The sequence below is a fragment of the Pseudomonas sp. LLC-1 genome, assembly GCF_002992185.1.
Classification (GTDB): domain Bacteria; phylum Pseudomonadota; class Gammaproteobacteria; order Pseudomonadales; family Pseudomonadaceae; genus Aquipseudomonas; species Aquipseudomonas monteilii.
Window position 1 is genome coordinate 1 of record NZ_LUVY01000005.1, and the last position, 22738, is coordinate 22738.

At 63.1% G+C, this 22738-nt stretch carries 23 protein-coding genes; 14 read left to right on the forward strand and 9 right to left on the reverse strand.

What is annotated here, in order from left to right; all coding sequences use genetic code 11:
* Positions 1-203 precede the first annotated feature (203 nt).
* The 3 genes from A0O30_RS03015 to A0O30_RS03025 are packed head-to-tail and all read left to right on the forward strand — an operon-like array spanning position 204 to position 3766.
* A complete protein-coding gene (locus tag A0O30_RS03015; RefSeq protein ID WP_105945535.1) occupies positions 204-863 on the forward strand; it encodes a paraquat-inducible protein A in 660 nt (219 codons plus the stop codon).
* Entirely contained in the window at positions 850-1473 is a 624-nt protein-coding gene (locus tag A0O30_RS03020; RefSeq protein ID WP_060501363.1) for a paraquat-inducible protein A, read from the forward strand. Before A0O30_RS03015 ends, A0O30_RS03020 begins: the two co-directional genes overlap by 14 nt.
* Positions 1466-3766, forward strand: coding sequence for a PqiB family protein (locus tag A0O30_RS03025; RefSeq protein WP_105945536.1), 2301 nt, complete (start codon positions 1466-1468; stop codon positions 3764-3766). Before A0O30_RS03020 ends, A0O30_RS03025 begins: the two co-directional genes overlap by 8 nt.
* 198 nt (positions 3767-3964) lie before the next feature.
* Here A0O30_RS03025 and rpsT read toward each other — a convergent pair whose 3' ends face one another.
* Positions 3965-4243: a 30S ribosomal protein S20 gene (gene rpsT / locus A0O30_RS03030; protein WP_003247625.1), complete on the reverse strand. Its 279-nt coding sequence runs from the start codon at positions 4241-4243 to the stop codon at positions 3965-3967.
* Between the two features lie 250 nt (positions 4244-4493).
* On the opposite strand from rpsT, the gene murJ reads away from it, so the two are divergent.
* The 6 genes from murJ to ispH all read left to right on the forward strand — a co-directional run bounded on the left by murJ (position 4494) and on the right by ispH (position 11829).
* Positions 4494-6032 (forward strand): murein biosynthesis integral membrane protein MurJ, encoded by a 1539-nt coding sequence (gene murJ, locus A0O30_RS03035; RefSeq protein WP_105945537.1) that lies wholly within the window; start codon positions 4494-4496, stop codon positions 6030-6032.
* Positions 6033-6150: 118 nt separating this feature from the next.
* On the forward strand, positions 6151-7101 hold the full coding sequence (gene ribF / locus A0O30_RS03040; protein ID WP_060501367.1) for a bifunctional riboflavin kinase/FAD synthetase: 951 nt from the start codon (positions 6151-6153) through the stop codon (positions 7099-7101).
* Positions 7098-9929, forward strand: a complete 2832-nt coding sequence (gene ileS, locus A0O30_RS03045; RefSeq protein WP_105945538.1) for an isoleucine--tRNA ligase — start codon at positions 7098-7100, stop codon at positions 9927-9929. The genes ribF and ileS overlap by 4 nt, the downstream gene beginning before the upstream one ends.
* On the forward strand, positions 9922-10437 hold the full coding sequence (gene lspA / locus A0O30_RS03050; RefSeq protein WP_105945539.1) for a signal peptidase II: 516 nt from the start codon (positions 9922-9924) through the stop codon (positions 10435-10437). The genes ileS and lspA overlap by 8 nt, the downstream gene beginning before the upstream one ends.
* The gene (gene fkpB, locus A0O30_RS03055; protein WP_003247607.1) at positions 10430-10867 is read left to right on the forward strand and encodes an FKBP-type peptidyl-prolyl cis-trans isomerase; all 438 of its coding nucleotides are present in this window, start codon (positions 10430-10432) and stop codon (positions 10865-10867) included. Before lspA ends, fkpB begins: the two co-directional genes overlap by 8 nt.
* Before the next feature lie 14 nt (positions 10868-10881).
* Positions 10882-11829 (forward strand): 4-hydroxy-3-methylbut-2-enyl diphosphate reductase, encoded by a 948-nt coding sequence (gene ispH / locus A0O30_RS03060; protein WP_016713410.1) that lies wholly within the window; start codon positions 10882-10884, stop codon positions 11827-11829.
* On the opposite strand, the gene A0O30_RS03065 is transcribed toward ispH, so the two are convergent.
* The gene (locus A0O30_RS03065; RefSeq protein WP_105945540.1) at positions 11830-12315 is read right to left on the reverse strand and encodes a GspH/FimT family pseudopilin; all 486 of its coding nucleotides are present in this window, start codon (positions 12313-12315) and stop codon (positions 11830-11832) included.
* A 109-nt stretch (positions 12316-12424) separates the two neighbouring features.
* Here A0O30_RS03065 and A0O30_RS03070 point away from each other — a divergent pair, with 109 nt between their 5' ends.
* The 5 genes from A0O30_RS03070 to thiO are packed head-to-tail and all read left to right on the forward strand — an operon-like array spanning position 12425 to position 15249.
* Positions 12425-12607: a prepilin-type N-terminal cleavage/methylation domain-containing protein gene (locus tag A0O30_RS03070; protein ID WP_105945541.1), complete on the forward strand. Its 183-nt coding sequence runs from the start codon at positions 12425-12427 to the stop codon at positions 12605-12607.
* Positions 12604-13245, forward strand: coding sequence for a PilW family protein (locus A0O30_RS03075; protein ID WP_105945542.1), 642 nt, complete (start codon positions 12604-12606; stop codon positions 13243-13245). Before A0O30_RS03070 ends, A0O30_RS03075 begins: the two co-directional genes overlap by 4 nt.
* Complete coding sequence (locus tag A0O30_RS03080; RefSeq protein WP_105945543.1) at positions 13242-13706, forward strand: hypothetical protein; 465 nt, start codon at positions 13242-13244, stop codon at positions 13704-13706. Before A0O30_RS03075 ends, A0O30_RS03080 begins: the two co-directional genes overlap by 4 nt.
* A gap of 1 nt (position 13707) precedes the next feature.
* On the forward strand, positions 13708-14097 hold the full coding sequence (locus A0O30_RS03085; protein ID WP_019099324.1) for a type IV pilin protein: 390 nt from the start codon (positions 13708-13710) through the stop codon (positions 14095-14097).
* 54 nt (positions 14098-14151) lie between these two features.
* Entirely contained in the window at positions 14152-15249 is a 1098-nt protein-coding gene (thiO, locus tag A0O30_RS03090; RefSeq protein ID WP_105945544.1) for a glycine oxidase ThiO, read from the forward strand.
* A 154-nt stretch (positions 15250-15403) separates the two neighbouring features.
* On the opposite strand, the gene A0O30_RS03095 is transcribed toward thiO, so the two are convergent.
* The 7 genes from A0O30_RS03095 to A0O30_RS03125 form a co-directional block, all read right to left on the reverse strand.
* A complete protein-coding gene (locus A0O30_RS03095; RefSeq protein ID WP_105945545.1) occupies positions 15404-16813 on the reverse strand; it encodes an amidase in 1410 nt (469 codons plus the stop codon).
* A gap of 1 nt (position 16814) precedes the next feature.
* Positions 16815-18092 (reverse strand): Zn-dependent hydrolase, encoded by a 1278-nt coding sequence (locus tag A0O30_RS03100; protein ID WP_105945546.1) that lies wholly within the window; start codon positions 18090-18092, stop codon positions 16815-16817.
* A gap of 13 nt (positions 18093-18105) precedes the next feature.
* Positions 18106-18801, reverse strand: coding sequence for an ABC transporter ATP-binding protein (locus A0O30_RS03105; protein WP_016713401.1), 696 nt, complete (start codon positions 18799-18801; stop codon positions 18106-18108).
* Positions 18801-19553, reverse strand: a complete 753-nt coding sequence (locus tag A0O30_RS03110) for an ABC transporter ATP-binding protein (RefSeq protein ID WP_060501394.1) — start codon at positions 19551-19553, stop codon at positions 18801-18803. The genes A0O30_RS03105 and A0O30_RS03110 overlap by 1 nt, the downstream gene beginning before the upstream one ends.
* Positions 19553-20572, reverse strand: a complete 1020-nt coding sequence (locus A0O30_RS03115; RefSeq protein ID WP_025754951.1) for a branched-chain amino acid ABC transporter permease — start codon at positions 20570-20572, stop codon at positions 19553-19555. Before A0O30_RS03115 ends, A0O30_RS03110 begins: the two co-directional genes overlap by 1 nt.
* A 1-nt stretch (position 20573) precedes the next feature.
* Positions 20574-21434, reverse strand: coding sequence for a branched-chain amino acid ABC transporter permease (locus A0O30_RS03120; protein WP_016713397.1), 861 nt, complete (start codon positions 21432-21434; stop codon positions 20574-20576).
* Positions 21435-21499: 65 nt separating this feature from the next.
* The gene (locus A0O30_RS03125; protein ID WP_105945547.1) at positions 21500-22702 is read right to left on the reverse strand and encodes an ABC transporter substrate-binding protein; all 1203 of its coding nucleotides are present in this window, start codon (positions 22700-22702) and stop codon (positions 21500-21502) included.
* Positions 22703-22738: the final 36 nt, after the last annotated feature.

A 22738-nucleotide genomic window follows, 5' to 3' on the forward strand; every position in this document is an offset into this window, starting at 1 on the left:
ATAGCCCGGAAAAGCCAAGCTCTCACGCAAGTCTCGGCCTTGCCCAGATCCCTGTAGGAGCGGCTTTAGCCGCGAACACCGGCAAAGCCGGTGCCATCCTCCGCGTCGCTTGCTTCGCGGCTAAAGCCGCTCCCACAGGTCTCCCTCCCACAATTCGAGCCAGAACACTAGAATAGCCCCACGCACCTATTCAGAAGCGCTATATGCCCAAATCTGTCGAACCTGAAACCCTGGCCCAGTTGCCGCTGGACGAGCTTGTCGCTTGCCACGAGTGCGACCTGCTGCTGCGCAAGCCCGTGCTCCAGCACGACGAAAAAGCCCAATGCCCGCGCTGTGGCTACGAGCTCTACGCTCACCGACACAATGTGGTCAACCGCAGTCTGGCCTTGGTACTGACCGCCCTGTTGCTTTTCGTGCCAGCCAATTTCCTGCCAATCATGCAGCTGCACCTGCTTGGCCAGACCTCGGACGACACTGTCTGGAGTGGTGTGTTGGGCCTGTACAACTCAGGAATGCGCGGCGTAGCCGTGGTGGTGTTCCTGTGTAGCATGGCCATTCCCCTGGCAAAACTGCTTTGCCAGTTGGCAGTGCTGCTGAGTATCCGCCTGAATGTGGGGCGCAGCTTCGGCCTGCTGTTCTACCGCATCTATCACCACCTGCGTGATTGGGGCATGCTCGAGGTCTATTTCATGGGTGTGCTTGTGGCCATCGTCAAGTTGGTGGACCTGGCCGAATTGACGGTGGGCCTAGGGCTGTTCTGCTTCATCAGCCTGCTATTGATTCAGGTGTGGCTCGAAGTGGTGATGTCACCTCACCAGATCTGGAGTGCGCTATCGGGGGAGGACCTGCATGCGGGCGATTGATGCGGGCATTCTTGTCTGCAATGAATGTCACGAGCTGAACCGGCAAGAGCCCGACAGCACTTCACAGACCTGTACGCGTTGCGGGGCCATCGTGCATGCGCGCCGGCCGAACAGCATCGTGCGTACCTGGGCATTACTGATTGCTGCATCGATCCTGTACATCCCGGCCAACATGCTGCCGATCATGACCGTGAGTACGCTTGGTCAGGGCAGCCCCGACACGATCATGTCTGGCGTCATCACGCTGCTCAAGCACGGTATGGTGCCCATTGCGGCTGTGGTGTTCATTGCCAGTATCCTGGTGCCCACGTTCAAGCTGGTGGGTATCGGCTTGCTGCTGTACTCCGTTCAGCGCCGGCAACCGCTGTCTGCCCGACAACGGATTTTGATGTACCGCTTTATCGAATTCATTGGGCGCTGGTCCATGCTGGATATCTTCGTCATTGCCATTTTGGTGGCGGTGGTGAATTTCGGCCGAATAGCCAGTGTCGAAGCCAACCTGGGCGCTGTCGCCTTCGCAACTGTGGTGATTCTGACAATGCTTGCCGCTTTAACTTTCGATCCCCGACTGATTTGGGATAACACGGAGTCGGATGACGACCATGAGTGACCTGCCAACGGCTAAAACCCGCCCAGCCTCGAACTGGTCGGCCATCTGGATCCTGCCTTTGATCGCCTTGATGATCGGTGGCTGGCTCGCATGGCAAGCCTACCGTGATGCCGGCGTGCAAATTGAAGTCCGTTTCGAGTCCGGCGAGGGGATCGTCGCCAACAAGACTGAGGTGATCTACAAGGGCATGCCGGTTGGCAAGGTGGTAAGCCTGGTGCTCGACGCCAAGGGCGACAACCAGGGTGTGATCGCTACCATCGAGATGAACAAGGCCGCCGAGCCTCACCTGACCAAAGGCACGCGCTTCTGGCTGGTGAAGCCGAGTGTCAGCCTGGCGGGTATTTCCGGTCTTGAAACATTGGTATCGGGTAACTACATCGCCGTTAGCCCGGGGGAGGGGGAGCGCACCAAGCGCTTCACCGCATTGAAGGTGGCACCACCGCTCTCGGACACGGAGCCAGGCCTGCATTTGACGCTCAAGGCTGACAGGCTGGGCTCGCTCAACCGCGACAGCCCGGTGTTCTACAAGCAGATCCAGGTTGGTCGCGTAAAAAGCTACCGCTTGTCCGAGGACCAGAGCACTGTAGAGGTCAAAGTCTTCATCGAGCCAGCCTACGCCAGCCTGGTGCGCAAGCACACGCGTTTCTGGAACGCCAGTGGCGTCAGCATCGATGCTTCGCTTTCGGGTGTTAAGGTGCGCAGCGAGTCGCTGTCGAGCATCGTGGCCGGTGGTATCGCTTTTGCCACGCCGGAATACCGCAAGGACAGCCCACCCACCGACCCGAGCCTGCCGTTCCGTCTGTATGAAGACTTCGATGCAGCCCAGGCCGGTATTCGCGTCAAAGTGAAACTGAGTGACTATGAAGGCCTGCAGGCAGGTCGCACGCCGGTCATGTACAAGGGCATCCAGGTGGGCTCGCTGAAAGCCCTGAAGATGGAAGACAACCTGGCCAGTGCATCAGCGGAGCTGACGCTGGACCCGCTGACCGAGGACTACCTGGTCGAAGGCACGCAGTTCTGGGTGGTCAAGCCGTCGATTTCCCTGGCGGGTATCACCGGCCTGGAGGCGTTGGTCAAAGGTAACTACATCGCCATTCGCCCGGGCGAGAAGGGCGCACGGCCCGAGCGTGAGTTCGAGGCCCGCGCCAAGGCGCCGCCGCTCGACCTCAAGGCGCCGGGCCTGCACATGGTGTTGTTCGCCGATACCCTGGGTTCGCTGGAAATCGGCAGCCCGGTAATGTACCGCCAGGTGAAGGTGGGCAGCGTGCAGAGCTACCAGTTTGCCCGTAACAGCAACCGCATTCTGATCGGCGTGCATATCGAGAAAGAGTACGAGAAGCTGGTCAACGGTTCGTCGCGCTTCTGGAACGTCAGTGGTATCACCCTGACGGGCGGCCTGTCGGGCATCAAGATCAAGAGTGAGTCGCTGCAAACGCTGATGGCCGGTGGTATCGCCTTCGACACGCCACGCCCCGATGTAGCGCTCAAACGCCATATTCCACGTTTCCGACTGCATGATAGCCAAGAGGCGGTAAACCGCGCGGGTACCTTGATTACCATCCGCGTTGACCGGGCAGATGGCCTGAAGCCGGGCACGGCGATCCGCTTCCGTGGCCTGGATGTGGGCAGTATCGAAAGTGTCGACCTCACCGATGACCTGCAGGCGGTGCTTCTGCGCGCTCGCATTACCGAGTCGGCCGACCGTATCGCCCGTGTCGGGACGCAGTTCTGGGTGGTCAAGCCGGCTTTGGGCCTGGTACGCACCGAAAACCTCGACACCCTTGTGGGCGGGCAGTACCTGGAAGTGCAGCCGGCGGCCAAGGACCGTGGCCCGCAGCGCGATTTCATCGCCTTGGCTGATGCGCCGCAGGTGGCGGGGCCAGAAGTCGGTTTGCCATTGACGCTCAGTGCGCCACGCCGTGGGTCGATCAAGCCGGGTGTGCCGGTGACCTACCGAGAAGTGGCGGTGGGGAAGGTGACGGGCTTCGAGCTGGGCCAGAATGCCGATCGCGTGCTGATCCATATCCTTATTGAGCCACGTTATGCGGCTTTGGTGCGCAGTGGTAGCCGCTTCTGGAACAGCAGTGGCTTCGGTTTCGACTGGGGGCTGTTCAAGGGAGCTACGGTGCGTACCGAGTCGGTGGAAACCCTGATCGACGGTGGTATCGCGTTCGCTACGCCAGATGGCGAGCAAATGGGTAACCCGGCTCGGCCACAGCAGACCTTCGCCTTGTTCGACAAGGCCGAGGATGAATGGATGCAGTGGGCGCCGAAGATTCAGATAGCCAAGTAGATGGCAAAGAGGGCCGCTTTGCGGCCCATCGCCGGCAAGCCAGCTCCCACAGGGACTGTGCAAGCCTTGAGTCTGGCGGTACTCCTGTGGGAGCTGGCTTGCCGGCGATGAGGTCAGATCAGGTTACTTGGGCAGGTCCATCAAATCGCAGGCAACAAAAAGCCGACCCTAGGGTCGGCTTTTCGACTAGCACGTCGCTTAGGCAGCTGCAGCTTCTTTCAGCGCCTTGATGTGGCCATTCAGACGGCCTTTGTGACGAGCAGCCTTGTTCTTGTGGATGATACCTTTGTCGGCCATACGGTCGATTACAGGTACAGCCAGAACGTAAGCGGCTTGCGCTTTTTCGGCGTCTTTTGCGTCGATGGCTTTAACTACATTCTTGATGTAGGTGCGGACCATGGAACGCAGGCTGGCGTTGTGGCTGCGACGCTTCTCAGCCTGTTTTGCACGTTTCTTGGCGGAAGGTGTGTTGGCCACCGTCGAGCTCCTCGAAAGACTTTAGGTAAATAGCAAACAAAATAGGCCGCGAATCATGCCGATCAGTCGACCGGATGTCAAGGCCACCTGCAAGGTTCCGCCGAGCGGTGCGCCAACAAGCGGGAAAGATTCCTTTCTGCTGCGCGACCTGTACACTCGGGAATTTTTGGCTCCCCTGCGAAGGCGCGGGAGTATCGCACATTCGGACGCTGTCTGGCAGCGTCCTCTGTCATTGGCGTGAATCTTTTCGATGAACCTGCTCAAATCCCTGGCTGCAGTAAGCTCGATCACCATGATTTCGCGGGTGCTGGGCTTTGTTCGCGACACCATCCTGGCCCGCATCTTTGGTGCTGGTGTCGCCACCGATGCCTTCTTCATCGCGTTCAAGCTGCCCAACCTGCTGCGGCGCATCTTCGCCGAAGGGGCCTTCTCCCAAGCCTTCGTGCCGATCCTGGCCGAATACAAGACCCAGCAAGGCGAGGAGGCGACTCGCACTTTCATCGCATATGTCAGTGGCCTGTTGACCCTGGTCCTGGCCTTGGTGACTGCCATCGGCATCCTGGCGGCACCGTGGGTGGTGTGGGCCACAGCCCCGGGCTTTGTCGACAGCGCGGAAAAATACGAGCTGACCACTGCGCTGTTGCGGGTGACTTTTCCTTATATATTGCTGATCTCGCTGTCTTCCCTGGCCGGGGCGATCCTCAATACCTGGAACCGTTTTTCGGTACCCGCCTTCACCCCGACCCTGCTGAACGTGGCGATGATCGCCTTCGCCGTGCTGCTGACGCCGTACTTCGACCCACCGATCATGGCTTTGGCCTGGGGTGTGCTGGCCGGTGGCCTGGCGCAGTTGCTGTACCAGCTGCCAGCGCTGAAAAAGATCGGCATGCTCGTGCTGCCGCGCCTGAACCTCAAGGACGCGGGTGTATGGCGTGTGCTGAAGCAGATGCTGCCGGCGATTCTCGGGGTTTCGGTAAGCCAGATTTCGCTGATCATCAACACCATCTTCGCCTCCTTCCTGGTAGCCGGCTCGGTGTCGTGGATGTACTACGCCGACCGCCTCATGGAGCTGCCCTCGGGCGTGCTCGGCGTGGCCCTGGGCACCATCCTGCTGCCGACTTTGGCCAAGACCTATGCCAACAAGGACCGCGAGGAGTATTCGCGAATCCTCGACTGGGGCCTGCGTCTGTGCTTCCTGCTGGTGCTGCCCTGCACACTGGCATTGGCCATTCTTGCCGAGCCACTGACCGTTGCGCTCTTTCAATATGGCAAGTTCAGTGCGTTTGATGCGGCCATGACGCAGCGGGCGCTGATGGCGTATTCCGTAGGCTTGCTGGCGATCATTCTGGTCAAGGTACTGGCACCCGGCTTCTATGCGCAGCAGAATATCCGCACGCCAGTGAAGATCGCGATTTTCACCTTGGTCTGTACCCAGTTGTTCAACCTTGCGCTGGTCGGCCCGCTTGCGCATGCCGGCCTGGCATTGGCGATCAGCCTGGGTGCCTGCCTGAATGCCGGCTTGCTGTTCTGGAAGCTGCGCAGTCAGCAGTTGTTCCAGCCGCAGCCAGGCTGGGCAGTGTTCCTGCTCAAGCTGGTTTTGGCAGTGACGCTGATGTCGGCTGTACTGCTGGCAGGCATGCACTATATGCCGGCCTGGGAGCAGGGCATCATGCTGGAGCGCTTCCTGCGGCTTGGGGCGTTGATCCTGGCAGGTGTCGTGACGTATTTCGGCTGCCTGTACCTGTGCGGCTTCCGGCCCCGGCATTTCGCCCGCAAGGCCCTGCACTGAGGCTTCGGACGGGTCAGGCGTCGGTTTTTCACATTCCACGCCGCCCTTGGGCGCTGCTGCCTGTCACCAGCGCCCGGGTGTGGTTATAATCGGCCACTTTATGAGCAAGAAGCGCGTTATGCAGCTGGTTCGAGGTCTTCACAACCTGCGCCCCGAGCACCGGGGCTGTGTCGCCACCATTGGCAACTTCGACGGGGTTCACCGCGGCCACCAGGCAATCCTGGCGCGCCTGCGCGAGCGCGGCCAGGCGTTGGGCCTGCCGACCTGTGTGGTGATCTTCGAACCGCAACCGCGCGAGTATTTTGCCCCCGATACCGCACCGGCGCGTCTGGCACGCCTGCGCGACAAGGTCGAGCTACTGGCCGCCGAAGGTATCGACCGGGTGCTGTGCCTGGCGTTCAACCAGCGGCTGAGCAAGCTCAGCGCCGATGCCTTCGTCAAGGCCATCCTGGTTGACGGCTTGGGTGTGCGTCACCTTGAAGTGGGTGACGACTTCCGCTTTGGCTGTGACCGCGCCGGTGACTTCGCCTTCCTGGTCGAGGCCGGCAAGCAGTACGGTTTCACCGTCGAGGCCGCCAATACGGTGATCCAGGACGGCCTGCGGGTCAGCAGCACCGAAGTGCGCAAAGCGCTGTCCGAGGGCAACTTCGAGCTGGCCGAGCACCTGCTGGGCCGCCCGTACAGCATCACCGGCCGCGTGCTGCATGGCCAGAAGCTGGCCCGCCAGCTCGGCACACCTACCGCCAACATCCAGCTCAAGCGCCGCCGCGTGCCGCTGTCCGGGGTCTACCTGGCCAGCATCGAGATCGACGGCAAGGCCTGGCCGGGTGTCGGCAATATCGGCGTGCGCCCCACCGTTGCCGGTGATGGGCGCCCGCACCTGGAGATTCATCTGCTGGATTATGCCGGCGACCTTTACGGCCGGCGCCTGACGGTGGAGTTCCACCACAAGCTGCGTGAAGAGCAGCGATTCGCCTCCCTGGAGGCGCTGAAGTCGGCGATCGATGCGGATATCGCCGCCGCACGTGCACATTGGCACGCTCAACCGCTAACGAAGAGCCTGAAATGACCGACTACAAAGCCACGCTTAACCTTCCGGACACCGCCTTCCCCATGAAGGCCGGCCTGCCTCAGCGCGAACCGCAGATCCTGCAGCGCTGGGACAGCATTGGCCTGTACCAGAAGCTGCGCGAAATTGGCAAGGATCGTCCCAAGTTCGTCCTGCACGACGGCCCGCCCTATGCCAACGGCAAGATTCACATCGGTCATGCGCTGAACAAGATCCTCAAGGACATGATCGTCCGTTCCAAGACCCTGGCCGGCTTCGATGCGCCGTACGTGCCTGGCTGGGACTGCCATGGCCTGCCGATCGAGCACAAGGTCGAGGTAACCCACGGCAAGCACCTGTCCGCCGACCGCACCCGCGAGCTGTGCCGCGAGTATGCTGCCGAGCAGATCGAAGGGCAGAAGACCGAGTTCATCCGCCTGGGTGTGCTGGGTGACTGGGACAACCCGTACAAGACCATGAACTTCGCCAACGAAGCCGGCGAAATCCGCGCTCTGGCCGAAATGGTCAAGCAAGGCTTCGTGTTCAAGGGCCTCAAGCCTGTGAACTGGTGCTTCGATTGCGGTTCGGCGCTGGCCGAGGCCGAGGTCGAGTACGCCGACAAGAAATCCCAGACCATCGACGTGGCCTTCCCGGTTGCCGACGAGGCCAAGCTGGCCGCCGCTTTCGGCCTGGATACGCTGGCCAAGCCAGCCGCCATCGTGATCTGGACCACCACCCCGTGGACCATCCCGGCCAACCAGGCGCTGAACATCCACCCGGAGTTCAAATACGCCTTGGTCGATACCGGTGAGCGCCTGCTGGTGCTGGCAGAAGAGCTGGTCGAGTCGTGCCTCAAGCGCTACAACCTGGAAGGTTCGGTCATCGCTACCGCGCAAGGTTCGGCGCTGGAACTGATCAACTTCCGCCACCCGTTCTACGACCGCCTGTCGCCGATCTACCTGGCTGACTACGTCGAGCTGGGCGCCGGTACCGGCGTGGTGCACTCCTCGCCAGCCTACGGTGAAGACGACTTCGTCACCTGCAAACGCTACGGCATGGTCAATGACGACATCCTCACCCCGGTGCAGAGCAACGGTGTATATGTCGAGTCGCTGCCCTTCTTCGGCGGCCAGTTCATCTGGAAGGCCAATCCGGCCATCGTCGAGAAGCTGAGCGAAGTCGGTGCGCTGATGCACACCGAAACCATCAGCCACAGCTACATGCACTGCTGGCGTCACAAAACCCCGCTGATCTACCGCGCCACCGCGCAGTGGTTCGTGGGCATGGACAAGCAGCCGTCTACTGGCGAGCCGCTGCGTGAGCGCGCCCTGAAGGCCATCGAAGAGACCAAGTTCGTCCCGGCCTGGGGCCAGGCGCGTCTGCATTCGATGATCGCCAACCGCCCGGACTGGTGCATCTCGCGTCAGCGCGACTGGGGTGTACCGATCCCGTTCTTCCTGCACAAGCAAACCGGCGAGCTGCACCCGCGCACCGTCGAGCTGATGGAAGCCGTGGCCAAGCGCGTCGAACAGGAAGGCATCGAAGCCTGGTTCAAGCTGGACGCTGCCGAGCTGCTGGGCGCTGAAGCCGACCAGTACGACAAGATCGCCGACACCCTCGACGTGTGGTTCGACTCGGGCACCACCCACTGGCACGTATTGCGTGGCTCGCACGACATCGGCCACGCTACCGGCCCGCGTGCCGACCTGTACCTGGAAGGTTCCGACCAGCACCGCGGCTGGTTCCACTCTTCCTTGCTCACCGGTTGCGCCATCGACAACCATGCGCCATACCGCGAGCTGCTGACCCACGGCTTCACCGTGGACGAGAACGGCCGCAAGATGTCCAAGTCGCTGGGCAACACCATCGAGCCGGAGAAGGTCAACAACACCCTGGGTGCCGACATCCTGCGCCTGTGGGTTTCCGCTACCGACTACTCCGGTGAAATGGCGGTTTCCGAGCAGATCCTGCAGCGCAGCGCCGACGCCTACCGCCGTATCCGCAATACCGCACGCTTCCTGCTGTCCAACCTGTCCGGCTTCGACCCGGCCCGCGACCTGCTGGCCCCGGAAGACATGCTGGCACTGGACCGCTGGGCCGTGGACCGCACCCTGTTGCTGCAACGCGAGCTGGAAGAGCACTACAGCGAGTACCGTTTCTGGAACGTCTACTCCAAGGTGCACAACTTCTGCGTTCAGGAGCTGGGCGGCTTCTACCTCGACATCATCAAGGACCGCCAGTACACCACCGGCGCCAACAGTGTCGCCCGCCGTTCCTGCCAGACTGCGCTGTACCACATCAGCGAAGCGCTGGTGCGCTGGATCGCGCCGATCCTGGCATTCACCGCCGATGAAATCTGGCAGTACCTGCCGGGCGAGCGCAACGAGTCGGTGATGCTCAACGGCTGGTACCAGGGCCTGAGCGAGCTGCCGGAAGGCACCGAGCTGGACCGCGCCTACTGGGACCGCGTGATGGCAGTGAAGGCCTCGGTCAACAAAGAGCTGGAAAACCAGCGTACCGCCAAGGTCATCGGCGGCAACCTGCAGGCCGAGGTCACCCTGTACGCCGACGAAGGCCTGAGCGCCGACCTGGGCAAGCTGGGCGACGAGCTGCGCTTCGTGCTGATCACGTCGGCCGCCAGCGTGGTGCCGTTCGTGCAGGCGCCAGCGGATGCTGTGGCCACCGAAGTCGAAGGCCTCAAGCTGAAAGTGGTCAAGTCCGGTCACGCCAAGTGCGGCCGTTGCTGGCACTTCCGCGCCGACGTCGGCAGCCACCCGGAGCACCCGGAAATCTGCAGCCGTTGCGTCGACAACCTGAGCGGTTCGGGCGAGGTGCGTCACTATGCCTAACCCTGCAGCGGGGCGCTTCGGGCGCCTTGCATGGCTTTGGCTGAGCTTGCTGGTCCTGGTCCTCGACCAGGCCACCAAGCTGTATTTCAACAACGCCTTGACCATGTACCAGCAGATTGTCGTCATCCCGGACTACTTCAGCTGGACCCTGGCCTACAACACCGGCGCCGCCTTCAGCTTCCTGGCTGATGGCGCGGGCTGGCAGCGCTGGCTGTTCGCCCTGATCGCCGTGGTGGTCAGTGCCGTGCTGGTGGTGTGGCTCAAGCGCCTGGGGCGCAATGAGACCTGGCTGGCTGTGGCGCTGTCGCTGGTGCTGGGTGGCGCGATCGGTAACCTGTACGACCGCGTCGTGCTGGGCCATGTGGTCGACTTCATCCTGGTGCACTGGCAAAACCGCCATTACTTCCCGGCCTTCAACCTGGCCGACAGCGCCATTACCGTTGGTGCGGTGATGCTGGCGCTGGATATGTTCAAGAGCAAGAAGTCCGAGGATCCGGTCCATGACTGACACCCGTATCGGCCAGAACACCGAAGTCACCCTGCACTTCGCGCTGCACCTGGAAAACGGCGACACCGTCGACAGCACGTTCGACAAGGCCCCGGCCACCTTCAAGGTGGGCGACGGCAACCTGCTGCCAGGTTTCGAAAACGCGCTGTTCGGCTTCAAGGCCGGTGACAAGCGTACTGTGGTGGTGGCCCCGGAGAACGCCTTCGGCCAGCCCAACCCGCAAAACGTGCAAGTCATGCCGCGGTCCAACTTCGAAGGCATGGAGCTGTCCGAAGGGCTGCTGATCATCTTCAACGACGCCGCCAACACCGAGCTGCCGGGTGTGGTCAAAGCGTTCGATGACGACCAGGTGACCATCGACTTCAATCACCCACTGGCTGGCAAGACCCTGACCTTCGAGGTGGAGATCCTCGAGGTGAAGGCCCTGTAAGCCTGGAGCCGAGCATGCAAATCAAACTCGCCAACCCTCGCGGCTTCTGCGCGGGGGTCGACCGGGCGATCGAGATCGTCAACCGCGCGCTGGAAGTTTTCGGCCCGCCGATCTATGTGCGTCACGAAGTGGTGCACAACAAGTTCGTGGTGGAAGACCTGCGCAACCGCGGTGCCATCTTCGTCGAAGAGCTGGACCAGGTGCCGGACGATGTCATTGTCATCTTCAGTGCCCACGGTGTTTCCCAGGCTGTGCGCCAGGAAGCGGCTGGCCGTGGCCTGAAAGTGTTCGATGCCACCTGCCCGCTGGTGACCAAGGTGCATATCGAGGTGGCCAAGTACAGCCGCGACGGCCGTGAGTGCATTCTCATCGGCCACGAAGGGCACCCGGAAGTCGAAGGCACCATGGGCCAGTACGACGCCAGCAACGGCGGCTCCATCTACCTCGTCGAAGACGAAGAGGATGTGGCCAAGCTGCAGGTGCGCGACCCGGACCACCTGGCCTTCGTGACCCAGACCACGTTGTCGATGGACGACACCAGCCGCGTCATCGACGCCCTGCGTGCACGCTTCCCGAACATCGGTGGCCCTCGCAAGGACGACATCTGCTACGCCACCCAGAACCGCCAGGATGCCGTGAAGCAACTGGCCGGTGAATGCGATGTGGTGCTGGTGGTGGGCAGCCCGAACAGCTCCAACTCCAACCGCCTGCGCGAGCTGGCCGAGCGTATGGGCACCCCGGCTTACCTGATCGACGGTGCCGAAGACCTGCAACAAGGTTGGTTCGACCAGGCCGCTCGAATCGGCATCACCGCCGGTGCTTCGGCCCCCGAAGTGCTGGTGCGTGGCGTGATCGAGCAGCTCAAGGCCTGGGGCGCGACTGGCGCTGAAGAGCTGGATGGACGGGAAGAAAACATCACGTTCTCGATGCCTAAAGAGCTGCGGGTTCGTTCGCTGATCTGATCAGGAACCTGCGCACAGAGGATCATTGGGATTGTCTGTGCGCAGGTCTATTCTGCCGGTGCTTGCCATAAACACACGATAGGGACTGGTGGGTTTATCGCAGACTACAAGCCTGCCGCTCATCTGGGCGTTGTTTGGCTGCATCGGAACACCCAAAGCACTGAACTTCACTTCTCCGCCAGTATTCGCTGTGATTTTCATTGGTCGAGAAAGCCGATGTTCACGCAGTACTTGCTGGTTATGCTCCAGCACTACCCGCCAACCATTCCCCCAATTACCGTCCAACGCCTGCACCAGCACCGGTTGGGATTGCAGCATGGCATGGCTGCGCGCACTGCGCAGTGCTTGCGCCAAATCACGGGCCGCTGCCGCCCGGTGTAGGTCATCGCTCATCGTTGCGTAGGCCGGTATACCGAGCTGTGTCAGCAAGACGGCCACGGCTAAGGCCGACAACATTTGAATCAGTGTTACGCCTCGTTGCTTCACCGTGCATTCCTCCCTGGAAGTGCTTGGCTATAGCTTCACGTTCGTCGGCCAAGCCGTCTAGTCGGCCGGGTTCAGGGCTATTGCAGGAAAAGTCGCGGGAGGTGCAGGGATGCACGCAAGGCAACGGGGCATGACGCTCCTGGAAGTGTTGTTGGCAGTCGTGGTTGTGGCCGTGGGCATGTTCGCAACGGCAGCGATGCAGTTGCAGGCATTGCAGGCTGCGGACGGCGCACGTCGTGATGGGCAGGCCGCGATGGCGGTGTACAGCGAGCATGAGCGGAGGCGGCGATGAGGCGCAGCCAGATTGGGTTCGGTCTGCTTGAGATGGTGATGGCGCTGGCCATCGGGTTGATGCTGCTGGCAGCGGCCAGCCAGCTCTTTACCTCCGCACACCAGACCTGGCGTCTGCAAAGTACGGCAGTGCGCATGCAGGATGAGGCACGACTTGCCTTGCTGCGTATGGCGCAGGATATCCGCATGGCAGGGATGTTTGGTTGCCTGCGGATTAGACCTGATGACTTTGAGGACCCGGCTGCGCGGCAGGCTTTCGCCCGCCCCCTGGAGGTTGAAGCCACTACCCTCAGCCTGGTTGTGGCGGAGTTGTCAGGAAAAACTGGCAACGGTGACTGGGTGTTGCAGACGGACTGCATCGAAAAAGTACGCGTGGATAAAAAAACGGTAGAGGGTTACCCACTGACGTTCCCCATCAGCCAGTACGTCTATCAGTTCCATGGCAATAAGCTGAGGTTCAAGCGAAAAGGCAACTTCCAACCGCTGGTCGAGAATGTGCGAGAGGCGCGCTTCGAACGTGTGCAAACGCCGCAGGGGGAGAGGGTAGACATCACGCTGATGTTGTACGAGCCCACGCTCAAACTCGAACAGCGCCATGAACTGAGCGTGGCGCTGCGCAATCGGGTGCCGGGGCCATGAAGCGTCAACGCGGTGTCGTGCTGCTGTTGGCGTTGGTACTGAGCCTGCTGCTCGGCTTGCTGACAGCCTCTGCCTTGCGTGATGCCTTGGTGGAGACGCGCATGGCCGGCTACCTGCGCGATGGCCTGCTGGCGTTCGAAGAGGCAGAGGCCACATTGCAGGCCGGGGCAGATGAACTGCTGCGGGCACCTCCAGGCAAATGCCAGATGTGCCTGCCCCCGCCACACCCGCACGATTTGACGGGGCAGTGGCAGGGCAGCAAGAGCGGCTACTTCCAGATCCAGCATCTAGGCATGAGCGAGCGCGCTGCGCACATGCCGGAAGGGCCGCAAGTTGCTTTGTACCGGGTAACCGCCGTCAGCCGGCAAGCACAAGCCCGGCAGGTACTGGAAGCTGTCTACGCCGTGGCCGGCGACACAATCCAGCGCATCACCTGGCGTCAAAGACTGAGAGGAGACTGACATGCAGCAAGGCTTGAGCCTGATCGAGCTGTTGATTGTGCTGGCCGTGACCGGCATTCTGGCAGCCATTGCCTACCCCAGTTACAGCGACCAGCTTCGGCGAGCCGCGCGCAGCGAAGTGGTTGGCCTGCTGCACGATGCCGCCTTGCGCCTGGAGCGCCACCGCGTGCGCACCGGCCAATACGCCGAAGGCGACCCGGCCTTGCCCGACGGCACCCGCTATTACAGCCTGCAGGCCCAGCGCGACAGCGACACCTTCACACTGCGCGCCCGGCGGCTGCCGCATGGGCTGATGGCGCAGGATGGCTGTGGCGACTTCCAGCTTGACCAGGCCGGCGTGCAGCGCAATCCGGGTGCTGTTGAACACGGCGCCCACTGCTGGGGAAGCTGAAGGTTGAATGATGCCCCGTGCATCGCGGTTTTACTTCAGGTGTTGGATCGACAGATGAGCAAGCAAGTAGTGGTGGTCGGTGGCGGGGTCATCGGCCTGCTGACGGCATTCAACCTGGCGGCGAAGGTCGGGCAGGTGGTGGTGTGTGACCAGGGCGAGGTCGGCCGTGAGTCGTCGTGGGCCGGTGGTGGCATTGTTTCGCCGCTGTACCCGTGGCGCTACAGCCCGGCGGTGACCGCCCTGGCGCACTGGTCGCAGGACTTTTATCCACAGCTGGGCGAGCGTTTGTTCGCCAGCACCGGCGTCGACCCCGAAGTGCACACCACCGGCCTGTATTGGCTGGACCTGGACGACGAGGCCGAAGCGCTGGCCTGGGCCGAGCGCGAACAGCGGCCGCTGAGTGCCGTGGATATCTCGGCGGCCTATGATGCGGTGCCGGTGCTGGGCCCGGGCTTCAAGCGCGGCATCTACATGGCTGGCGTGGCCAATGTGCGCAACCCGCGCCTGGTCAAGTCGCTGAAGGCGGCGTTGCTGGCGCTGCCGAACGTAACCCTGCGCGAACACTGTCAGATCACCGGCTTCGTTCAGCAAGACGGGCGTGTGACCGGTGTGCAGACGGCTGATGGCGTGCTGGCGGCGGATGAGGTGGTGCTCAGTGCTGGCGCCTGGAGTGGCGACCTCTTGCGTACCGTTGGCCTTGAGCTGCCGGTGGAGCCGGTGAAGGGCCAGATGATTTTGTTCAAGTGTGCCGAAGATTTCTTGCCGAGCATGGTGCTGGCCAAGGGGCGCTACGCGATCCCGCGTCGCGATGGGCACATTCTGGTGGGCAGTACGCTGGAACATGCCGGGTATGACAAAACCCCGACCGGGGATGCGCTGGAAAGCCTGAAGGCATCGGCGGTGGAGTTGTTGCCTGAGCTTGAGGGGGCCACCGTGGTTGGGCACTGGGCGGGACTGCGGCCGGGGTCGCCGGAAGGCATTCCGTATATCGGGCCGGTGCCGGGGTATGCGGGGTTGTGGCTGAACTGCGGCCATTACCGTAATGGGCTGGTGCTGGCGCCGGCTTCGTGCCAGTTGTTCACCGATTTGCTGACCGGTACTGAGCCGATCATCGACCCAGCGCCCTATGCCCCAGAAGGGCGCTTGGGCTGAGGGCCCATGCAGTACCTGTGGGAGCGGCCTTGTGTCGCGATGGGCTGCGCAGCAGCCCCGGGGAATCCCGCTACACAGCTGGAATTGCCGGGGCCGCTTTGCGGCCCTTTCGCGACACAAGGCCGCTCCCACAGGGAGGGCACAGTTAGCGATTTCAGCCGGTTATCGGTGCCTGCAGGTGCCGGCTCGGGTAATGCTGTTCATACACCTTGCACACCCGCAGCACCTGCTCATCGGCAAAGCGCCCGGCTACCACCTGCAGCCCCACCGGTAACCCCTCGCGAGTGAACCCGCAAGGCACCGAAGCCGCTGGCTGCTGTGTGAGGTTGAACGGGTAGCTGAACGGCGTCCACTCCATCCACTGCGCCATCCCCGACCCAGGCGGCACGTTGTGCCCGGCTTCGAATGCCACCAGCGGCAGCATCGGCGATACCAGCACGTCATAGCGCTGGTGGAAGGCATTCATCTGCGCAATCAGCGCTGCCCGTGCTTCCAGCGCCTGGGTATATTCGCCAAGGCCGATCCTGGCGCCTTGCTCGGCAATCCAGCGTAGCCCGGGGTCAAGCAACGCTCGCTGTTCATCGCTCAAGGCACTGGCCAACCGCGCCGCCCCGGCAAACCACAGGGTATTGAAGGTTTCCAGCGGGTCGCTGAACCCCGGGTCCACCTCTTCCACCTGCGCGCCCAGCCGTGCCAGGCGCTGCACTGCTTGCGCTACCAGTGCCTGGATTTGCGGGTCGACCTGCACGTAACCGAAGTTGGCACTGTAGGCAATGCGCAGGCCGCTCAGGTCTTGCTGCTGGCCCATCCACGGCGCCTGCCGTGGCGCACCAGCCAGCCCGTCACGGGCATCGGGGCGGGCGACGCAGTCGAGCATCAGTACCGCGTCGTCTACGGTACGCGTCATCGGCCCCAGGTGCGACAGCACGGTCATGGCGCTGGCCGGCCATTGCGGCACATAGCCGAAGGTCGGTTTGATGCCGAAGGTGCCGGTAAAGGCACACGGGATACGAATTGAGCCCCCGGCATCGCTACCCTGGTGCAGCACCCCCAGGTTCAGTGCAGCGGCGGCCGCAGCCCCCCCCGACGAGCCTCCGGCAGTCAGCCTGGTATCCCAGGGGTTGCGGGTGATGCCGTACAGCGGGTTGTCCGTCACCCCCTTCCAGCCGAACTCCGGCGTGGTGGTCTTGCCCACCAGCACTGCGCCAGCTTCACGCATGAACGCGGTGAAGGGAGCATCGACGTCCCACGGCCCGGCCCCGGAGGTGGTGCGTGACCCCTTGCGGGTGGGCATGCCACGGGTCAGGGTCAGGTCTTTGATCGAGGCGGGTACGCCATCCAGCCGGCCACAGGGCTCGCCCCGTTGCCAGCGCTGCTCGCTGGCGCGGGCGGCGGCGCGAGCACCTTCACCGTCGACATGGCAGAAGGCGTTGACCGCCGGGTTGTGCAGGTCGATGCGCGTCAGCACGTCGTCGACCACCTCGACCGGCGACAGCTGACGGCGCTGGTACAGTTCGAGCAATTCGACAGCGGTGAACTCACCCAACGCGGTTTTCTGGGTCATCTCAACGGGCTCCCGGGTTGGCGGCTTGGAACATGGCACGCAGCAGGACGTCACAGCCGTCGGCCAGGTCTTGCGGCGCGGCATTTTCGATTTCGTTGTGGCTGATGCCACCCTCGCATGGCACGAAGATCATCCCGGCCGGGCCCAGCTCGGCGAGGAAGATGGCATCGTGGCCGGCGCCACTGACGATTTCCATATGGCTCAGGCCCAGCGTGCGTGCGCCCTGGCGCACGGCGTCCACGCACTGCTCGGCGAAATACAGTGGCGGGAAGTCGGCGGTCGGGGTCAGCTGGTAGCTCAGCCCGTGCCTGGCCGTGCTGCTTTCGATGGCCGTGCGTACTTCGTTCACCATGCCAGCGAGGTGCTCGGGGTCGAGGTGGCGCAAGTCGATGGTCATGTGTACCTGGCCGGGGATGACGTTGCGCGAGCCTGGGTGCAGGGTCAGGCAGCCGACCGTGCCGCAGGCATGCGGCTGGTGGGCGTGGGCCACGCGGTTGACCGCAGCCACCACCTCGGCCGCACCCACCAGGGCGTCCTTGCGCAGGTGCATCGGGGTGGGGCCGGCATGGGCCTCGACACCGGTCAGCACCAGGTCGAACCATTTCTGGCCCAGGCAGCCCTGGACAACACCAATGGTGGTGCGCTGGTCCTCCAGCACCGGCCCCTGCTCGATATGCGCTTCGAAGTAGGCACCGACGGCATGCCCGGTGGGCACACGCGGGCCGGCGTACCCAATGCGCTGCAGCTCGGCGCCGACCGACAGGCCCTGGTCGTCGACCTTTTCGAGGGTTTCCTGCAGGCCGAACTTACCGGCGAACACACCCGAGCCCATCATGCAGGGCGGGAAGCGCGAGCCTTCTTCGTTGGTCCACACCACCACTTCCAAGGGCGCTTCGGTGGTCAGGTCGAGATCGTTCAGGGTGCGGATCACTTCGAGGCCAGCCATGACGCCATAGCAGCCATCGAACTTGCCACCGGTGGGTTGGGTGTCGATGTGGCTGCCGGTCATCACGGGGGGCAGGGCAGGGTTGCGGCCGGGGCGGCGGGCGAAGATGTTGCCGATGGCGTCGATGCTGACGGTGCAGCCGGCTTCTTCGCACCAGCGCACGAACAGGTCGCGGGCCTGGCGGTCGAGGTCGGTCAGCGCCAGGCGGCATACGCCACCCTTGGCGGTGGCGCCGAGCAGGGCCAGGTCCATCAGCGATTGCCACAGGCGCTCGCGGTTGACCTGCGAGCCTTGGCCGAGCACGTGCTGTGAGGGATCGATGCGGGTGTTCATGGGCGTTCTCCTTTCAGGCGCTCAGGGCCAGGTAACGGTTTTTGATGCTCGGGTCCTCACGGAACTGCGCCGCGCTGCCTTGGTAGGCGACCCGGCCTTGCTCCAGCACGTAATGGCGGTCGGCAAGGGCATCGCAGACCATCAGGTTCTGTTCCACCAGCAGGATCGACAGGCCCTCGTCCTTGATGCGCCGCAGGATCTTCACCAGCTCGTCGACAATCACTGGGGCCAGGCCTTCGGTGGGTTCATCGAGAATCAGCAGCTTGGGGCCGTTGAGCAGGGCGCGGGCGATGGCCAGCATCTGTTGCTCGCCACCGGACAGCGCGAAACCACCATTGCGGCGCCGCTCCTTGAGCCGTGGGAACATGCTGTAAACGTCTTCCAGCTGCCAACGGCTGGTTTTGCGCACGGCAATTTTCAGGTTTTCCTCGACGCTGAGCTGGCGGAAGATGCCGCGGTGCTCGGGCACCAGGGCAATGCCGAGCCGGGCGATATCGAAAATTTCGCGGCCCACCAGCGGCTGGCCGTTGAAGCTGATCTGCCCCTGCCGTGGGCGGACGATGCCGAGGATGCTGCGCAAGGTGGTGGTCTTGCCCGCACCGTTGCGCCCAAGCAGGGTTACCAGCTCACCGGCCTCGACCTTGAGCGAAACCCCTTCGAGCACATGGCTCTTGTCGTAGTAGGCGTGGATCGAATCGACGTTGAGCATCAGGCGGCCTCTCCAAGGTAAGCGGTGCGTACGCGCTCGTCGTTGCGCACCTGTTCAGGGGTACCCTCGACCAGAATCTGGCCGTGGCTCATCACCGTGATGCGCTGGCTGATCGACATGACGATGCTCATGTTGTGCTCGATCAGCAGCACGGTATGGTCGCGGCCAAGGTCGCTGATCAGGTCGGTCATTACCGGGATGTCGTCGATACCCATGCCCGAGGTGGGCTCGTCGAGCATCAGCAGGGTGGGCCTGGCGCAGATCGACATGCCCACTTCCAGTACCCGTTGCTGGCCGTGCGACAGCTCACCGGCCAGGGTTTCGGCGCGGGCGCTCAGTTTCAGGCGCTCCAGCACCTGGTCGGCGGTGTTCCAGTGGCTGCGCTTGTGCTCGACACTGCGCCAGAAGTTGAGCGCGCCCAGGCCATCACGGCCTTGGGCGGCCAGGCGCAGGTTTTCGCGCACGGACAGGTTCTGGAACAGGCTGGTGAGCTGGAACGAACGGGCCATGCCCAGCGCCACCCGCCCGTGGGATGGCTTGCGGATGATGTCCTGGCCGTTGAACAGGATCTTGCCAGCGGTGGCCTGGCGTTCGCCGGTCAGGCAGTGGAACAGGCTGGTCTTGCCGGCGCCGTTGGGGCCGATGATGGTGTGGATGGTGCCGGCGCGCACTTTCAGGTCAACGCCCGCAACCGCCTTGAACGGCCCGTAGGCCAGCTCCAGCTGACGGGTTTCCAGGAGGTAGTCGCTCATCACAGGGTCTCCTTGGTCTTGGCCTGGGGTTTGTCGTTGGCGTTGCGGGTGGCCAGCAGGCGTTTGCCCAGTTCGGCCAGGCCACCCCACAGGCCACCACGCATGAACACCACCACCAGAATCAGGATCACGCCCAGCAGCATCAGCCAGCGTGGCCACAGTTCCGACAGCACGTCGCCCAGCAGCACGATGGCGCCAGCCCCCAGCAGCGAGCCGAACAGCGAGCCGGTGCCGCCGACGATGGTCATGATCAGGATGTTCTCGCTCATCATCAGGTCGATGTTCGACAGCGGTGCAAAGTGCAGCAGCATGGCGTACAGCGCCCCGGCGATACCGGTGATGGCGCCCGACAGCATGAACACCAGGATCTTGAAGTGGCGGGTGTCGTAGCCGATGGCGGCGGCGCGGGTTTCGTTCTCGCGGATGGCCAGCAGGGTGCTGCCGAACGGCGAGCGGATGACCCGCAGGGCTGCGGCGAAGATCAACAGGAACAGCACCGCGACAAACACATAGAAGTGCCGCGGGTCGGCCAGATCGACCAGCACATGGCCGGCGATTTCGATGTTCGGCCGGGGCACATCGAGCAGGCCGTTGTCACCGCCGGTCCAGCCGCTGAGGGTGTAGGCCAGGAAGTAGGCCATCTGGCTGAAGGCCAGGGTCAGCATGACGAAGTAGATGCCGGTGCGGCGAATCGCCAGTGCGCCCACCAGCAATGCCAGGAAGGCGCCAAACACGGCAGCCCCCAACAGCGCGGCGAACATGCCCCACTGCAGGTGGATCATCAGCAGCGCCGCGCCATAGGCACCCACGCCAAAGAAGATGCCCTGGCCGAACGACAACAGGCCGGTGTAGCCGAGCAGCAGGTTGCAGGCCAGCGCGGCCAGGGCAAAGATCAGGATCTCGGTGGCCAGGGTGGCCGACGGCAGCAGCAGTGGCAGCGCCACCAGGCTGGCAACCACCAGCAACAGCAGCGCCGGGGCGCGGCCCTTGGCGACTGGCAATGGGTTTTTCTCGCTCATCTCAGGCTCTCCCGAACAGGCCATAGGGACGGACCAGAATCACGGCGGCCATGGCGCCGTAGATCATCAGGCTGGCGCCCTGCGGCCAGAGGCTGGTCATCATGCTTTGCACCACACCTACCAGCAGGCCGCCAACCAGCGCACCGCCGAACGAGCCCATGCCGCCGATCACCACCACCACGAAGGCAATGCCGAGGATTTCCGGGCCGACGAAGGGTTGCGCACCCCGTAGCGGGGCGAACAGCACACCCGCCACGCCGGCCAGGCCCACGCCCAGGGCGAAGGTCAGGGAAAACAGGCGGAAAATGTTGGTGCCCAGCAGCGACACGGTCTCGGTGCTTTCGCTACCGGCCCGCACCAGTGCGCCGAAGCGGGTGCGCTCCAGCAGCAGCCACAGGCCAAGGCCGATCAGCGCGGCGAAACCGATCAGGAACAGGCGGTAGTAGGGGTAGATAAAGTCACCGAGGATCAGCACCCCGCGCAGTTCGGGCGGTACCGCAATGTTCTTGCCCACCGGGCCCCAGATCAGCACCGAGGCTTCCTGGATGATCAGCGCGATGCCGAGGGTGACGAGGATCTGGAAGGTGTGCGGCAGGTGGTAGATGCGCTTGATCAACAGGCGTTCGACCGCCCAGGCCAGGGCGGCCACCACCAGCGGTGCAATCAGCAGTGCCAGCCAGAAGTTGCCGGTGATGGCCACGGCGGTGTAGCACAGGTAGGCGCCCAGCAAGAAGAACGCGCCGTGGGCGAAGTTGACGAAGTTGAGCAGGCCAAAAATGATCGTCAGGCCCACGGCGATGAGGAAGTAGATCATCCCCAGGCCCAGGCCGTTGAGCAGTTGGAACAGGTACAAATCGAGCATGAGCGTGCCCTCGACAGCGCGCGGTGCGGCTGCCTGTACGAGTGTGTGTGACTAACGCCGCGGCTTCAGGCCAGGGCGCAACCGGTGTGGTCGACCTCGACGAACGAACGGCCCGAGCTGATGACTTCGGCCAGGTCGTCCTCGTCGCGCATCTGCCCCTGAGGCTTGCCGCGCAGCAGGTAGTAATCCTTGAGTACCTGATGGTCGCCAGGGCGGATCAGTTCTTCGCCGGTCGGGCCCTGGAAGCGCATGCCCTGCAATGCCGCAGACACGGCGGCACCCTCCAGGCTGCCGGCCTTGACGATGGCTTCGAGCATGACCTTGGTGCCGATATAGTCGGCAGCCAGCGGGTAGTTGGGGTTGATGCCATAGGCCTTGCGGGTGGCGGCAACCAGTTGCTTGTTCAGCGGTGTATCGACCTGGTGCCAGTACTGGGCACCCAGGTACACGCCTTCGAGCACGTCGCTGCCCAGCTCCTGAAACTGGTCGAGGCCGGCAGACCACACCATCAGCACTTTCATGCGGTCCTTGATGCCGAAGTTGACGGCCTGGCGCAGGGCGTTGGAGGCCTGGCTGCCGAAGTTGAGCAGCACCAGCACATCGGGTTTGGCGGCGATGGCGTTGGTCAGGTAGCCGGAGAACTCTTGCTCCTGCAGCGAGTGGTAGCTGTTGCCGATGTGTTCCACGCCAAGCTCGGCAAACACCTTGCGGGCGTTGTCCAGCAGGGCATCGCCGAACACGTATTGCGGGGTGATGGTGTACCAGCGCTTGGCCTGGGGCAGCTGGCGAATCATGGGCACCAGGGTTTCGCGGATGGCGCCGTAGGTGGGTACCGACCAGCGAAAGGTCGAGGCGTTGCAGTCTTTACCGGTGATTTCGTCGGCGCCCACGGGCGTCATGAACACGCCGCCGGCCTTGTGGATTTCCTTCGACACCGCCAGTGCCGAAGACGACAGGGTGCAGCCCTGGAAGAAGCGTGCGCCATCCTGGCCGATGGCTTCCTGTACCTTGCGCACCGCCTTGCCGGCGTTGCCTTCGGTGTCGATGACCTTGTACTTGAGCGGGTGGCCGAGCAGCTGCGGGTACTCGGCGATGGCCAGGCGCGATCCCATGTCGGCGTACTTGCCGTAGCTGGCGAAGGCGCCCGACATGGACTTGAGCCCATAGAAGGTCAGCGGTTGGTCGGCGAATGCCCGGTGCGCTCCCAAGGGGAGGCTACCTAAGGCACCCAGGGCAAGGCCTGCCTTGAGCAGGGTACGTCTTTGCATGAGTAACTCCTTGGTTGTGGTTATTAGGCAGGAGTG

What these genes read in the sequence shown, in the direction of transcription:
- A0O30_RS03015 (WP_105945535.1), top strand. Translation starts at nt 204, where the DNA reads ATGCCCAAATCTGTCGAACCTGAAACCCTGGCCCAGTTGCCGCTGGAC.
- fkpB (WP_003247607.1), top strand. Translation starts at nt 10,430, where the DNA reads ATGACTGACACCCGTATCGGCCAGAACACCGAAGTCACCCTGCACTTC.
- A0O30_RS03100 (WP_105945546.1), bottom strand. Translation starts at nt 18,092, where the DNA reads ATGAACACCCGCATCGATCCCTCACAGCACGTGCTCGGCCAAGGCTCG.
- A0O30_RS03025 (WP_105945536.1), top strand. Translation starts at nt 1,466, where the DNA reads ATGAGTGACCTGCCAACGGCTAAAACCCGCCCAGCCTCGAACTGGTCG.
- A0O30_RS03105 (WP_016713401.1), bottom strand. Translation starts at nt 18,801, where the DNA reads ATGCTCAACGTCGATTCGATCCACGCCTACTACGACAAGAGCCATGTG.
- A0O30_RS03110 (WP_060501394.1), bottom strand. Translation starts at nt 19,553, where the DNA reads ATGAGCGACTACCTCCTGGAAACCCGTCAGCTGGAGCTGGCCTACGGG.
- murJ (WP_105945537.1), top strand. Translation starts at nt 4,494, where the DNA reads ATGAACCTGCTCAAATCCCTGGCTGCAGTAAGCTCGATCACCATGATT.
- A0O30_RS03120 (WP_016713397.1), bottom strand. Translation starts at nt 21,434, where the DNA reads ATGCTCGATTTGTACCTGTTCCAACTGCTCAACGGCCTGGGCCTGGGG.
- A0O30_RS03070 (WP_105945541.1), top strand. Translation starts at nt 12,425, where the DNA reads ATGCACGCAAGGCAACGGGGCATGACGCTCCTGGAAGTGTTGTTGGCA.
- ribF (WP_060501367.1), top strand. Translation starts at nt 6,151, where the DNA reads ATGCAGCTGGTTCGAGGTCTTCACAACCTGCGCCCCGAGCACCGGGGC.
- lspA (WP_105945539.1), top strand. Translation starts at nt 9,922, where the DNA reads ATGCCTAACCCTGCAGCGGGGCGCTTCGGGCGCCTTGCATGGCTTTGG.
- ispH (WP_016713410.1), top strand. Translation starts at nt 10,882, where the DNA reads ATGCAAATCAAACTCGCCAACCCTCGCGGCTTCTGCGCGGGGGTCGAC.
- A0O30_RS03115 (WP_025754951.1), bottom strand. Translation starts at nt 20,572, where the DNA reads ATGAGCGAGAAAAACCCATTGCCAGTCGCCAAGGGCCGCGCCCCGGCG.
- A0O30_RS03125 (WP_105945547.1), bottom strand. Translation starts at nt 22,702, where the DNA reads ATGCAAAGACGTACCCTGCTCAAGGCAGGCCTTGCCCTGGGTGCCTTA.
- A0O30_RS03075 (WP_105945542.1), top strand. Translation starts at nt 12,604, where the DNA reads ATGAGGCGCAGCCAGATTGGGTTCGGTCTGCTTGAGATGGTGATGGCG.
- thiO (WP_105945544.1), top strand. Translation starts at nt 14,152, where the DNA reads ATGAGCAAGCAAGTAGTGGTGGTCGGTGGCGGGGTCATCGGCCTGCTG.
- A0O30_RS03085 (WP_019099324.1), top strand. Translation starts at nt 13,708, where the DNA reads ATGCAGCAAGGCTTGAGCCTGATCGAGCTGTTGATTGTGCTGGCCGTG.
- A0O30_RS03080 (WP_105945543.1), top strand. Translation starts at nt 13,242, where the DNA reads ATGAAGCGTCAACGCGGTGTCGTGCTGCTGTTGGCGTTGGTACTGAGC.
- A0O30_RS03020 (WP_060501363.1), top strand. Translation starts at nt 850, where the DNA reads ATGCGGGCGATTGATGCGGGCATTCTTGTCTGCAATGAATGTCACGAG.
- ileS (WP_105945538.1), top strand. Translation starts at nt 7,098, where the DNA reads ATGACCGACTACAAAGCCACGCTTAACCTTCCGGACACCGCCTTCCCC.
- A0O30_RS03095 (WP_105945545.1), bottom strand. Translation starts at nt 16,813, where the DNA reads ATGACCCAGAAAACCGCGTTGGGTGAGTTCACCGCTGTCGAATTGCTC.